Genomic DNA, 13,378 nt, shown 5'->3' with positions numbered 1-13,378 from the left:
ACTGCCGCTACGATCGATAGGCAGACAGCGCCCGACGAATCCGCTCAACAGGTGCAGACATTCGTAGCAGTACCTGTCCGGCATAGCTTTCGCTCATGCGCCGATGCGCGGAATACTCGAAGCCAAGATGTTCGAAGTACTGCCGCCCTTTTGAGTTGCGTTCAAACACTTCGATTTCCACCGTGTCCGCGTCGCCCAACTGTGCAATTGCACTGAGCAACAACGATGTTCCGATACCTCGGCCGGGGACGACACAGTACATGCCGGAGATCTCGGTGCTACTGTTTTCGAGCGACCGCTCGGCGATCATCCCGATGATGGTGCCGACCTGATCTTCGGCAACCAAGACAGGGCCTCTCGCACGCAACTTTCGAATGTAATTCGGCGAGCAGAATTCTTCGAGGCTGATTGAATGCTCTTCTGCCGTCCCATAGTCAGAATAGGTGGCAGTCTCGACAGCCGCCTTAAGTGCTGCAAGCCCCGCGACGTCACTGCCCGTACTGGGCCGGATCACTACGCGATGCTGCAGCTCGTGTGACGTCATACGCCAAGCTTCCCATGCGAGGAGGACTCTGCATCTCGATCGCCGTGTTGATCAGGCTGGACGTAGTCGGTGTGCCGAGTGTCGGCGCCCTTCGAAGATGTTGTTCAATTGCTCAGCGGTCGCTGAATGTATCAAACGGTCATTGGTTAGCCAGGTGTCGTTCAACTGACTCCACTTTGCCGGTCATGGCGTCTGTGACGCCAGGGCGGACGTCGCCTTGAGCACGATGCTGCATCGCGGAGCGACCGCCATGACAGCGTCGATCGCCTGCTTGATCACTGCCAAGACCTCGTCTCGCCTTCGATGGTGGTGAACAAGGTGTTGGTCTCATTCGGCAGTCCGCTGGCACGGATCACCCGGACGGCTTCAGCAACGCCTTCGCCGACGCTTTCTCCGGTGCTCATCGGCGTGACTGAGAAGGCGATGATCACAGGTGGCTCCTTGTCGGTTGGGTTGCGTAGCTATGAAGCGTGGAGCAGGTCGGCGATACCGCGTCGCAGTTCCTGCGCGCCCGCGGCGTGTACGACACGATCTGCACCGGCCGCTTTGGTACACCATCTTCAAGCCATCAAGAACGCGCGCCGAACAGGTACCGGACGCATTTTCGACCGCCTGAAGACAAAGCGCCAATCCCTCGTCGCTGTCACCGTGACGAAGCTGCAAAGCGGCCAGCCGGACCAAACTGAGTTGGCGTGACCGGGCGTGTTCGTCGGACAAGCTCAATGCCGCCCGCAACCGGTCGACTGCGTTGAAGGGGACTGCCCCGGCTTTGGCAGCCAGTCAACCGAACTCGGGGCAGTCCCACACGGCCGTGAACGACATAAGACCGCGAAATCGCCTTGACGATGGGCGCTTTCGCCCGATCGTGAGCTGCTCTCCCCAAGTTTGGCGTGATACACGCGGGTTTCGTCTCGGCCGGGATGTCAGCGCCCTGCCGCACCATCGCCGACGTCTTCGGCCCGTCGGCGAACAACGATCACGATCAGCTCAGGGCAAAGATTGTCGCAGGTGAGCCGGAGCCGTGTTCGGTGATGAATCCGCCTAGATAGCTGAGCGCGATCAGCAGATGGCCGGCACTCTCGACCACTACGATCTCGCTGTTCAGGATGGAGTCGGCCAGGCGCCGTCCGTCGTCGATCGGAACGTTGCCGTCAGCGCCTCTGTGCCAAATACGCACGGGCACACCAATATCGGCCCGATCGAAGCCCCATGGACGCGCGAACAGAGGTAAGCTGCTGCCGGCTATGTCAGCGACGTTGTCGTAAGGATTCACTCGCCACAGCTACGTCCACGGCGCAGGGCCGCTGTTAATGGAGTGGCCGACGCTGTTCGTCAAATCCGTTGGCTCCTGAGGGCCCGGACTGAAAGGCTCGGCATGTCATTGAGTACTTCCATCGGATGCATCACCAAACCCCGAATGCTTGACATTGCCGCGTACGTGGCATGCGCTCCAGGTTTTACCTGTGCAAATACCTTGTCCCAGAGGGTGTCTCGTGAACGAACTTTTCGGATACACCTGAAATATCCAGGCTGTCCAACGCTTTGAGCGATTATTCAACGTGGAGGAGCCCGTTCGGTCCGATCGTGCGGCGTTTGCCGACGATCCGACCGGTCGACTGCCGTGATACTCGGCTGGCAAGCACCAGTTCCGTGGTGCGCCTTCGGATTCGACTGAGGTAACAATGATGCTGCGCGTCATGATCATATCGTTGAGACCTGCCAGGCCAGGCTCAGCCAAACCGCTCGGGACTGCATGACAATCGAAGCAGTCACGAACACCTGACCCGCCGATCTTTGAGAAAAGGGAGCACCGATGCTGCGCCGGGTAGAGAACGTAAGGATGGAACATCGCCCCGGGGCGTTCTTCAAGACCGGGCCGGTCATCCTCCATGTCGGCCGCTCCGCCTACGAGACCATCAGCAAGATTCACGCGAGGGATTTCGCGGCGTTGTTGGCGGAATCCTATCGTCGGCCGGTCCGGTTCGGCATCATCGGCGAGCGTCGGTACTGGCGGTTCGCCGACCGCTGGTTCGTCGACAACGACGGCCTGAGCGTCGACGAAGTACAGGCACTGCTCGTTACGCGCGACCAGCGGCGGCGGGCCACCATCAACCGCGCGCAGACGACTGCGGCGATTCTGAGCCAGGCTGCCCCCGCTGTGCGCGGCGCTATTCCCGACGACCTGAAACTGCTCGTGTGGACGCGTGACCAAGGTAGATGCCGGAAATGCGGGTCCAATGTCGAACTTCAGTTCGACCATGTCATTCCGGTCTCGAAGGGCGGGGCGACCTCGGAGGCGAATCTGCAAGTGCTGTGTGGACCGTGTAACCGCGCCAAAGGCGCTTCGATCATCTAACTCCCACCTCTTGCGCTGCGTGGATGTCGAGCCGAAGCCGTATTTCCGACGGAACTATCCGCAGCGAGCAGGACCACCAGATGCGCGCCAGCCGCAGGATGTCACTGCCGGGAATACTGTTGCTGTATGGGTATTTCGCCTCGGGTGCAGCTTCGCGACTGGGATGCCTGTGATTCATCGACGCACAACACCGTGTTCGGTTGGTGTGATCACCCGGAGGTGCCGGGCGCATGCGTCACGGGGAATGGTGTTCGGGGTCCCTGATCCGGCAACTAACCCTCGCCGTCTGGCGGCCCATACTTGGGTGGCCCACCATGGCGATGAGCCGGTGGCGTTCGTCGGTGGTGACCTCGTCGCCGAATGGGTGACACCCGAACAGTTCTATCCAGCCCAGCCTTCAGCGGAGATGCCGGGACCGTTGTTGACGATATCGACGCTGGTGGCCCCTGAGCTGTGGGGACGCGGTGTTTCCGGCTGCGGCCAAGGCCGCAGTGATGGCTCACTCGGTGACAGCGGCGGTGGAAAGCTTTCATGTCAGTATCCGCGGCGACAACACCCGATCCGGTTGATCTTGACCGCGCTGGCGGCGAGCAGCGTGACATTCAGGTGCTCACCCATAAGCGGGCGGTCAGTTCCGTGAATGCGCCACTTTCATCCGCGGGACCCGGCGATCTCATCTGAATTGTGGTGCCCATCCGACGGGCGGTGACATTTGGCAGGTAAGGCAACGACATCGAGCTGTACCTGCAAGTTACCGATTCCGAAAATGATTGGAGCCCCGTGGCGATGGCCACCATGATGGTTCGATGATCGACACGGAGAACACCGCTGATCGGATCGTCTGGACCGAGTTGCCCGACCCCGTCCGTAACGAAGTCGAGCAACGCCTTCGCGGGCAGGTCCGAGCGGCACTCACCCAACCGGGGGCTTCAGTCTAACCGCAGGTAAGCGGGTCTTCTATGGACGTGCACAACCATGTAGCTTACGTTTCGCCGCGTTCGGTCGGCTCGTTCTCATCAGCGCTCAACTCCCGGACGTGCGATGCCACTCTTGCCCATGTCACCGGAACGTCCGCAATCTCTCGGCTCGACCACGATGAGCGATTTGGCAACTTGGCAACTAGATTGCCAATCTGATCGCCTGCAGATCCCAAAACACTCAACAAAGCGTAGTAGAAGCTGACGCCGCGCGGCGATATTTCCTCTGGGTCATCAACCATAAGATCTGGACGCTGTGCCCATTCGTGAGTAAATGCGACGATCTGATCGTACCTTGTCAGCATTAAGCGTTTCAGGGTACCAATATCGGATATCCCTACTGGCGGAAAAGTAAGGGCTCGATTTGAGATATACTTCAAGTCGATGTCACGTGCGAGGCTTATGTGGTAGGCATCGGCAATCTTACGGTCCAGTGCCACGACAAGCGCGTCATCCGCAAATGCGGCTAGCGTGTACTGGTCGATCGTCAGGGAGTCGTGCATACGCCCCCTCAGTTGAGTGTTCACGTGCTCAGCATATGAGCCGAGCCCATCGCGGATGTTGATGAATTGACTGTCTGCCAACTCTAAGTGTCCAGCAAGTTGAGAAAATTTTCGCCTGAACTCGTCAGGCAATGCTCTATTCGCTTTATAGCCCAGGTCATGTTCTATTTCTGCCCATGCGTGTTGCAGTATAGACCGAATCTGAATCTCGAACTTTCGACCATTGAAGCGACGGTACTCGACTAACTGACTTCGAACCGAATTTAGCCTGGCAATGTAATGCAGAGACAGGTATCCGAAACTGTCCACCCCCAGTGCCGCTCGCTTATCCACAGAATTCTCTTCGTCGATATCAAATTCTGGAACAAGCGCGGCGGCAACATTGTCGACATCGTCCGAGAAGTAGGTGATGATTCTTATGCCAAGCAAGTCGGTCAGATCCAAATATCCGGCATATTTTGCACCGCCACGAGCGAGCTTCCGCCCTGCAGAGTCGCGGCCCTTCACTCGATAGCCAAGGCTATGTACATGCAAATGCGCTTCGCGTAGCAACTCTGAAATTAATCGTATGAGGGAAACGCCAAAATCATCAAGATCTGCTGTCGCCTGTTCAAAATCTATATTCTCGTTAGCGCCCGGCACCAATCGAGCGTACTGCCAACGGGCGCATCCATCACCACGTTCCAGGCCGACTGCTACGGATTCGACCCGTTCGGCGCGCACCTGGTTGTCGCGAGTGTCGGGCGGGTGTCGGGCGGGTGTCGGGCGGGTGTCGGGCTTCAAGTGACGCTTGACGTTTTGGCTTCATCGGAAGCTTGACGTCGGACCTAGACAGGTTAATGGTTGCTTGCTCTGTGGCGGGTGACGGTATCGGTGGTGGTGCGGGGTGTGTGGGTGAGTAGGTGGGTTCCGTGGTGGACGGTGATGGTGTGTTCGTCGAGGGTGACGGAAACGATTGCGCGGGCGTGGTTTCGGCCGATTTGGATGCGTTGGCGGGCGATCATGATGCCGCCGCTGCTGGAGACGATGCGTTCGACGGTGACCGGTCCTGTGGTGGGTGGTGTGGGTGGTGGTCCGGCGGGTCGGGCTCCGCGTAGGAGGGCGGCGCCGCGGGTGGTCAGTGGGTTGGCCAGGGTGCGTAGCAGGGTGCGGTCGGTGGGATCGAGCGCGGCCAGGATTTCGCCGTCGAAGCGGAGGGTGACGCGGCGTCCGGCCAGGTTGTAGCCGATGCTGACGGTCTTGTTGGCCAGGCCGACGTAGCCGATGGCGCTGACGGTGCGTTCGACTTCGACGACTCCGGTCGCGGTCTGATGGGCGGGTTGTTCGTCGTGGTCGAGGATGCGGGCGTGCTGTGTGTGGACGAGGGCGTGTAGGTCGGAGGCGGTGAGTTTGGAGGCCACCGTTTTGATCGGGATACCGGCGAGGAGTACTCGCAGGACGGTGGTGTTGATCCGGAGTGTGATCGGGGTTCCGGCTCGGTCGGGTCCGAGCCAGATTTGCTGGCCTCGGACGAACAGGTTGCCCGAGGCGGGCACTGTCTTGTCGAGTTCGACGGTTATCGGTGCGGCGGCTGGTGCTGGTCCGATTTCCTTGCGCAGCAACAGATTCAGCGGCATGGTCGCGATCTCTGCTTCCGGTTCCGATGTCACGTCGATATTGATCGGATCGTTGGCACTGTCATTGAGTTCGGTGGGTAGCACCAGCGCCAATCCGGTGATGTCGTTGCTGTGTTCGGGTGCGGTGGTGGTGAATCTGTCGATCGGTGCTGCCATGTTCAGGGCTTGGTGGGGCCGGTCGATGTTGTAGCCGGTGACCCAGCCATCGATCACCGTTTGTGCGTGGGCGAGGGTGTCGAACGGGGGATGGTCGTCGAGCAGTTCACGGCGTAGCGAGCCGTGGAAGCGTTCGATTTTGCCGGTGGTGGTCGGTGTCCGCGGTGCGGTCAACCGGTGGGTGATGCCGTTCTCGCGGCAGATCCGGTCGAACATCACTTCACCGGCGCGTGGCCCGCCGAAGCGTCCTGTGAACTGTTTTCCGTTGTCGGTCAACACTTCTGACGGTATCCCGTAGCGTTGCAGAGCGTGGGCGAAGGCGGTGCAGACCGCTCGTCCGGTCGCGCGTGCCACGACCCGGCAGCACACGATGTAGCGGGAATGGTCATCGATGCCGGTGACGATCTTGAGTTCGGTGCCGTCGGACAGGAAGATCCCGCCGACGATGTCCATCTGCCACAGCTGCATCGGTTCGGGGCGTTCCCAGCGCCGGTAGGTATCGCGTTTCCGCTTGCGCGACACCGGTTCCAGCAGCCCGGCCCGGATCAGTACCCGATACACCGTCGACCGTGACGGCATGGGGTCGACTTCTTGGCGCGCCAGCTCGTGGACCAGTCTGCGTGGCCCCCAGCCCGGGTGCGCGCGACGCAATTCGCAGATCAACGCTGCGATCTGCGGATCGACCTGCCTGGGACTGTGTTTCGGCCGATGCGACCGGTCGGCCAATCCCGCGAGCCCCCCTTCCCGATAGCGTTTGACCCAGGTATGCACTGACTGACGCGAGACCCGATAACGGGTCGCGACCTCCACGACCGGAATCCCGGCCAGAACCTCCATCACGGCGTGATACCGCTGCTCGACCACACTCAACTCCACCAGCATCAGGCCCCAGGTCCTTCACCACGAACGATCACGTCCGGGCGATCCAACCCGCAGCCAGCGGTGTCAAGCGTCAGGTGAAGCCAGTGTGTCAAGCATCAGTCGAACCACGACAAGTCGGGCGGGACGTTGCCGAATTTCGCTATATAGGAACAAGAGCGCCCCGGCGGCGCTGCGCGCCGCCGCCGCGCTGCGACGCGCAACGCGGTTCCCTGAACGGCGGTCACCGCGGCGCGTCGGCGCGTCGGCGGCACACCGGCCGCCGGGGCGCATTCGGGTCCTGTTCGCATGTTCTGGCATCCGCTTTGGCGGCGTGGCATCACGCGGAATATTCGACTCTGGCCGCTTTCTCGATCACCGGACCGTGCTGGGCACGCAGTGAGCCGTCCCCGACCTACCTCCCGCAGCCAGGATCGAATCCGCGGGCTCTCTGCCCAGTCCACCGGCTGTGGTCACCACCAGGAACTCATCGGAGCCGAAGTCGTGCATGTCAGGTCACCAGCAGAAGTGGCCGTGGTCGGCGTCGAGAATGCGGGTCTGCCAGCCGAACTCACCTCCGTAGTAGGGGCCGGGTGCCGATCTGGCCGAGAGTCGTCAGGTGTCCTTTCCGGTGGGGCGAACGATCTGCCGAACGCATACCACACTGCCGGGGCACTCCAAAGGGCGCTTCGCGTCACTCCGTGATGGGGCATTCGCCCACCCTTTTCCGCACCCCGACAGCGCGGTACGGGACGAGCCCAGATCGATCGCCCCACTGGAAAGGACACCCATCATGGCTCTCAACTGGATCGGCATCCGCCCCTACTACTCCTGCGACCTCTGCTTCTCCGAGGCCACCGTTCTCGACACCGACCACGGCCACTTCTGCCAGGCGTGCGCCGACAAGCACGACTTCGACTCCGATGAGTTCCTGGAGCTGCTCGACCGCATGGACGCTCGGGGCTTCTGATCCAGCCTGGGGGGCTTCGGCCCCCTCCTCCGGGCACCCAGCAACGGCTCTGGGCAGCGAATCGCCAACGACGCCGATTCCCCGCCCGGACCCGGACAGCCCGCTACCCGGCACCGTCCCCGTCCTTTCCAGCGATACTGGGGTAGCGAGGCCCACCCAGCCGAGCAGCGGCAACAGACAACGAATCTCACGCTCAGAGAACCACATCCCGGCTTGGGTTCCCGCCTCCTCATGGCCCCATGATCCGACTTCAGTCCAGGTGAGTAAAGGGCGCTTCGCGTCGCTACGCGATGACCTTCGGCCACCCTTGACTAACCCTCCTTCAGCACAGGATGGCCAGTATGAGGAAGCGGGAGGTTTAGGAGGTCTCTTCGCGCTGGCGTATCGGACTCGGTGGCGCTAGACGTCGCGGTTGTCCTCTAGGAAGCCAAGCGTTGCTCTCATGTCATCGACCAGACGAGGCAGGGCACTGGGATTCATCACTGTAATGAGGGTTTGCTTCGGAAATCTGGGCCCCAGTTGGTAATTCCAGGCTACAGTCCCGTAATCGATCAGAAGGAGCTGAATTTCTCCAGAAGCGTCCAGCTTGCAATGGAGGAACGGAGCATCGACCAGAAGAACGGGAAAAACGATGGCGCGACGTATCATACGCCCCCGCGAAGAGCGGGCTCGAAGCTGTTCTGAAACCCCCGCAGCAGCTTTGGCAACCGACATCATTGCACCGTACGCAGCATCGTCATTCCCGTGGCCGAGAGCTCGAACCAGCGAGTACCCCACTGGTTCGAATCCGTCCAGAAGTGAAATTGGCCGATAAGATCGGGAAAAGCCTGTCATCTGCTGTAGCCAGCGGTTGTCTGGGGTGGTGATGTGCAGAGATCGCCGAGCATGCAGGCTGGCGACCTCTGCGTCTAAGGGCTTGTCGTCCGAAAACAACACCCACGGCTTGGCGCGGGCCGACTTGCACTCGATCACCACACAGACCTCATCAGCCGCATCGACCATGTTGCCCAGTTCGTCAGAGTGGCGAAGTTCGCGTGTAACCCGGGCGTATAGGTCTGTTTCACGTTGCTGGCCAGTGTCGATGTCCGTGTAGTAGTGACTTACCGTCACCGGGACCCGTCGTTCTCGGAGTGCACGAGCGGTCCGCATCTCCAGTGGATAGCCCTGCTGTTCCAGCCAGCTGGCGACCTTATCTGGCAACGCTCCGGATTCCGCCATCACACCTCACCAACGTTGGGATCGGAGGCAGCAGGCCCCCCAACGTCTTGAGACTCTATCGAGGAGCCGAGTACGCCGCGACTAAATTGCAAGACGTCGGCGGGCAGGAACGGACTTGAAAGCGAGCGCGAACGGATGAGTCCCGCCGCGTTCTTCGAGGTAGAAAGCGGGACCAGAACGGGACCGCACGTCGTGAACGCTCTTCGCCGACCAGCACCTTTGAAACGCGGTAGAACGGCGAAAGTTGTGCCCTCACCTGCACTTTCGCGCCTCGGTCCGACCTGGGGGTCAGGTGGTCGCAGGTTCAAATCCTGTCAGCCCGACCAAGTCAGAGGCGGTTTTTCCGCCTCTGTTCGGCGTTTTGAAACCCTCCAGCTTGCCTAGAGGTATCCACGACCGAGCAGTCCTCGACGCATTCGACTGGCTCCCCGGCACCCGACTCGGGGTCCGCTGCGGCTACGACGGAATCCTGCTCGCCTACCAATCCGACCACGGCACCGCAAACGATGGTTAACCCGGGTGTTCGGGCTGGGAGTGCTCGACTTCTGTGTGGGCCAAGGGTTTACCTCCGGATCGGGGCACTCGACTGCACGGCCCAGGTGCGATCAGCCGCACCGTCGGGTGGGTGAACGATGTCGGGACGCATTCGACCACCACGCTGAGGAGGGTGCCACGTGTATGAGCGTCCGCCGCAGGTTCGCGCCCTCGGCGGTGTTCCATGCAGATGGGCGCCGTGCCGACCAGCATGTTCTGGGTGGCCAGCTGATCGTCGAAGCTGATTTTTCGGCTCTGATCGGTTGCGTGGTCGTTTCGGTGGGCCCCCGGCGGCGTGGCTTGGTCGCCGCCAGGGTGTTGGGGGAGTTAGGTGGTGCGTTGTGTTGTTGGTAGAGCAGGAGGTCGTGGAGGACCTGGGCTTGTTGGTGTCGGAGTCGTTCGGTTTCGATGTTGTCGGCGTATCTGACTTCGAAGACAACGACCTCGAGGTCGTTGTCTTCGGTGGGATGTCGTCTGGGTTCAGGTTGGGCATGCTGCCAGCTTGAACGACGCGCCCTCAGCCGCATCTTCACCGCAGCCGTGGTCGAGGCCGTTTCTCGCCGGTCGCGAGTCGCTGCTTCGCTGCTTCGGCCCGGACCCGATCGGTCTGGTCTTCGGGAACAAGTTTGATGATGTCGCCTCGCGACGTGATCGCCAATTTTCGGAAGATCGCCGCCATCTGTGCGTCGATGGTTTTGCAAGAATTCCCTCTGCGAGTAGCAATCGCGGAGTTCGTCCACCCCGCCGCCGCTAATGTCGCCACCTGCTGCTCGGCGGCCGACAGCTCGTGCCAGTGTGAGAGACTGTCCCGCCTGGCGGGATGATTCATTGGAAGTCTGTCCACGGACAGCGTGCCCAATGCCAGCCGCTGCACCTCACTCAGTTCCGAACGCAGGAGGGAGCCCTGCCGCTGCGCGGTGGCGAATTTATCGCGCCCGAGCACCCCGCGGGCAACATCGATCGCCTTGCTAGTTTCATCGGCATAGGGCCCCAGATCGCCCTTATCGAACCCCAGCGCCGCTCGCAACGTCGCGGCCCCGCCGGCGAGTTGGGCGATTTCGGTGGCCAATGCACCGAGCTCAGTACGGTCGGTGCTTGCGGCCGTATTCGTAGCGCTGACTATTTGCGCCAACGACCACATTCGTATATGCACCGTCCACAATCCACCCCAGTGGTCGTGTGCCTGAAGGTGGTACAACAATGCGCTGCGCCCGAGGGCCAACGCCTCGATCGGATTACCGTGCTTGGTCAACGTGATTGCTCGCGCCATCTCTGCCCAAGCCTGTGCCCACTTGGCGCCGGACGCGGTAGCGCCATCGAGGTGGCGTCGGGTGATCCGCAGAGCCTGCTCCGCCGATCCTACGAACCCTGCAGCCCACGCCTCTACATCCGAGCTCCTGTCCTCACCGCCGTGGTCGCCTAGGACATGGAACTTTTCGCGGGCGCGGGCGAACGCCGTGAGCGCTCTCCGGTCTCGGCGGGCAATCGATAGTTCCGCGGCCCATAGGAATTCGACCGGAGCGGGCAGACCGTGGTCGACTTCCGGAGTCTCCCGCCAGTCGTGTCGGATTTGCGGGTCGGGGATCGAAGCGGTGACGCATTCTTCGAGGATGTGTGCGGCGTCGTTGTTCTTGCCTCTTAGCAGGTCCTGCCACCCGAGCATGGCCATGGCTTTGATCTGCAGGTCGGTGGGTTGTGGGGTCAGCGCGCGGGTCGCCTGGAGTGTGCGTTCGGTCCAGCGGCGCATTTCTCGAAATGAGCCTTTGACTATCGGCATGAAAATCAGGCTCGAGGAAATTTCCAAGCCGACCGTCGGCTCGCCGGAGGTCAGGCTTGTCTCGATCGCCCTGACAAGGTTGTCCCATGATGCGCGAACCCAGTCCAACAGTCCTTGCCCGGCGGGGCTGGACCGATCGAGCTGCGCCGCAACGATTCTCTCCCGATAGTATCGGCGATGACGCCGGGCAAACCTTTTGGATTCGTCCACCTCGCGGGTCGAATGTTCGTGCAGACGTTGCCCGGCGAACACTCGAACACTTTCCAACAGGGAGTACCGCACCGTGGTCGGCGTGATGTGGATGGTCACCAGTGACTGGTCGACCAAGCGCTCGAGCACACCTTCGACATCCTCGGTCGGCAGCCTTGCCGACGAGCTTCTACCGCTTGCCAGATCCTCCTCGTGTGAGGGGGCGTCCGCGCAGACGGCCTCGATAGCTTCTAAGTCGACGCCGACATCCGCAACAGAGTCGTCGTCGGGGTTGGTGTCGTACCCGGCAGCGAAGACCGACATCCGGTCGAGAAGCAATTGTTCTTGATCCAGGCACAGGTTATAGGACCAGGCGATGGCATCACCGACTCCGCGATGCCGCGGCTCTGCGCCGACCCGGGGCCCTTGCCATCGCAGTCGTTTGTCGGTGACCTCGCCACTGAGTTCTTGGATGATCATCGCCAGTGGCTGCCGTGACAACCGCGCCGCCGCCAACCGGATATACAGCGGATGGTTGTGCATATGACGGCAAATCAGGGTTGCCTTGGCGACGTCGTCGCTGTCGACTACAGGTCGACCGGTGAATGCTGCGCGTTGACGGAACAAGGCCAAAGCCTGCTGCTGTGACAGCGCGGGAACCGCCTCCACATGCTCGTCTACCCACCCCACTGCTTCCCGGCTGGTCGCGAGGATGGTCAACCCCGGTACCGCCTCCAGTAACTCCGCGATCACCTGACCAGCGCCTTCGAGCACATGCTCACAGTTGTCCATCACCAGCACCGATTGCAGAATTCGCCCCATCTCGTCGGTCACGGTCAACCTGTCGACCAGGGCTTCCCACCCGGACCGTCCCGAGAAGTCGGTATCGACCACCGCGTTGGCAGCTTCTTCCTCGACAGCGGCCGCGTCGGAGCCCTTGATCAGCCGTGCCAGCCGCACCCAGTAGACCGGTGTCCGCCGCGTCTTGCGGAATCGGCGGATGGCCTCGGTGGCGAGTCGTGTTTTTCCGATACCCCCGGGGCCGATCAAGGTGATCAGCCGCGTTGAGGACAGCAGCAACTCGATAACCCGGTCCAACTCCGGATCCCGGCCAACGAAACGATCCGTTGCCGCAGGTAAATCCCCCGTCCGCGCCCGGCGCTGCGCCGACATACTGCTAAAGCTTAGCCGCCCTATCCGCCATTCGCCGACAAATGCTCCGGCGAAATCCCGAGAGCCCGGAACTGCGCAAACGCCTAGGCTACATGCGGCCCGGCCGAGACCCTCGTTTCGTAGTTGCTGGATGTCAGACTCCTCAATGGCGCCCTGGCTACAGGTGAGTGGCGCCATATTCGGGGTCGCGATTGGTGAGGTCCGGCTCAGACGGAACGCCGCGGCGAAGCTGGCCGACTCCCGCATGCCTGCGTGCCGGGCCCTCACTGTGGCCGATGCGGCACTGGGCCGTACCGACCGTTTGCGGTATCCGCTTATTTTGGAGCGGGCGCATCGATCGTGGTGGGCCTATTCCGCTCCCATTTGCCCCGTGGGGGAGCTCCGGCGCGGATTGAGCCAACCGGACACAGCTTTCCAATCTGCCGAGGTCATTCGTGCGTACGACTTTTCCTTCAACCTGGCGCAGAGCATGTGCAGGCGACGATGGCGATCTATCGCCGAAAACAA

Annotated in this window: 9 protein-coding genes and 1 pseudogene; 3 read left to right on the top strand and 7 right to left on the bottom strand. The window is 61.4% G+C overall.

Features of this window, described 5'->3' with window-relative positions; genetic code table 11:
* Positions 1-7 precede the first annotated feature (7 nt).
* From ACQP0C_RS27665 to ACQP0C_RS27655, 3 genes and pseudogenes are all read right to left on the bottom strand, one after another.
* Entirely contained in the window at positions 8-544 is a 537-nt protein-coding gene (locus ACQP0C_RS27665) for an N-acetyltransferase family protein (protein WP_433724561.1), read from the bottom strand.
* A gap of 139 nt (positions 545-683) precedes the next feature.
* A pseudogene (locus tag ACQP0C_RS27660) lies at positions 684-948 on the bottom strand (thiamine-binding protein).
* A 578-nt stretch (positions 949-1,526) separates the two neighbouring features.
* On the bottom strand, positions 1,527-1,817 hold the full coding sequence (locus tag ACQP0C_RS27655) for an alpha/beta fold hydrolase (protein WP_433724559.1): 291 nt from the start codon (positions 1,815-1,817) through the stop codon (positions 1,527-1,529).
* A gap of 540 nt (positions 1,818-2,357) precedes the next feature.
* Here ACQP0C_RS27655 and ACQP0C_RS27650 point away from each other — a divergent pair.
* Positions 2,358-2,900, top strand: a complete 543-nt coding sequence (locus ACQP0C_RS27650; protein WP_433724557.1) for an HNH endonuclease — start codon at positions 2,358-2,360, stop codon at positions 2,898-2,900.
* A gap of 982 nt (positions 2,901-3,882) precedes the next feature.
* On the opposite strand, the gene ACQP0C_RS27645 is transcribed toward ACQP0C_RS27650, so the two are convergent.
* Positions 3,883-5,103 (bottom strand): GTP pyrophosphokinase, encoded by a 1,221-nt coding sequence (locus ACQP0C_RS27645; protein WP_433724555.1) that lies wholly within the window; start codon positions 5,101-5,103, stop codon positions 3,883-3,885.
* 113 nt (positions 5,104-5,216) lie between these two features.
* The gene (locus ACQP0C_RS27640) at positions 5,217-7,022 is read right to left on the bottom strand and encodes an IS481 family transposase (RefSeq protein ID WP_433734673.1); all 1,806 of its coding nucleotides are present in this window, start codon (positions 7,020-7,022) and stop codon (positions 5,217-5,219) included.
* Positions 7,023-7,803: 781 nt separating this feature from the next.
* Between ACQP0C_RS27640 and ACQP0C_RS27635 the strand changes: the two genes are divergently transcribed.
* Positions 7,804-7,980, top strand: coding sequence for a hypothetical protein (locus ACQP0C_RS27635; protein WP_433724553.1), 177 nt, complete (start codon positions 7,804-7,806; stop codon positions 7,978-7,980).
* 399 nt (positions 7,981-8,379) lie between these two features.
* Here the strand turns inward: ACQP0C_RS27635 and ACQP0C_RS27630 are convergent, their stop codons facing one another.
* The gene (locus ACQP0C_RS27630) at positions 8,380-9,198 is read right to left on the bottom strand and encodes a hypothetical protein (RefSeq protein WP_433724551.1); all 819 of its coding nucleotides are present in this window, start codon (positions 9,196-9,198) and stop codon (positions 8,380-8,382) included.
* A 376-nt stretch (positions 9,199-9,574) separates the two neighbouring features.
* Here ACQP0C_RS27630 and ACQP0C_RS27625 point away from each other — a divergent pair, with 376 nt between their 5' ends.
* Positions 9,575-9,712, top strand: a complete 138-nt coding sequence (locus ACQP0C_RS27625) for a hypothetical protein (RefSeq protein WP_433724549.1) — start codon at positions 9,575-9,577, stop codon at positions 9,710-9,712.
* 549 nt (positions 9,713-10,261) lie between these two features.
* Here the strand turns inward: ACQP0C_RS27625 and ACQP0C_RS27620 are convergent.
* On the bottom strand, positions 10,262-12,871 hold the full coding sequence (locus ACQP0C_RS27620; protein ID WP_433724547.1) for a LuxR C-terminal-related transcriptional regulator: 2,610 nt from the start codon (positions 12,869-12,871) through the stop codon (positions 10,262-10,264).
* Positions 12,872-13,378: the final 507 nt, after the last annotated feature.

Origin of the sequence: Nocardia sp. CA-129566, assembly GCF_050956075.1 — a bacterium.
Taxonomy (GTDB): Bacteria; Actinomycetota; Actinomycetes; order Mycobacteriales; family Mycobacteriaceae; genus Nocardia.
Note: the sequence above shows the minus strand (reverse complement) of the source record. Positions and strands in the feature narration are given on the sequence as shown.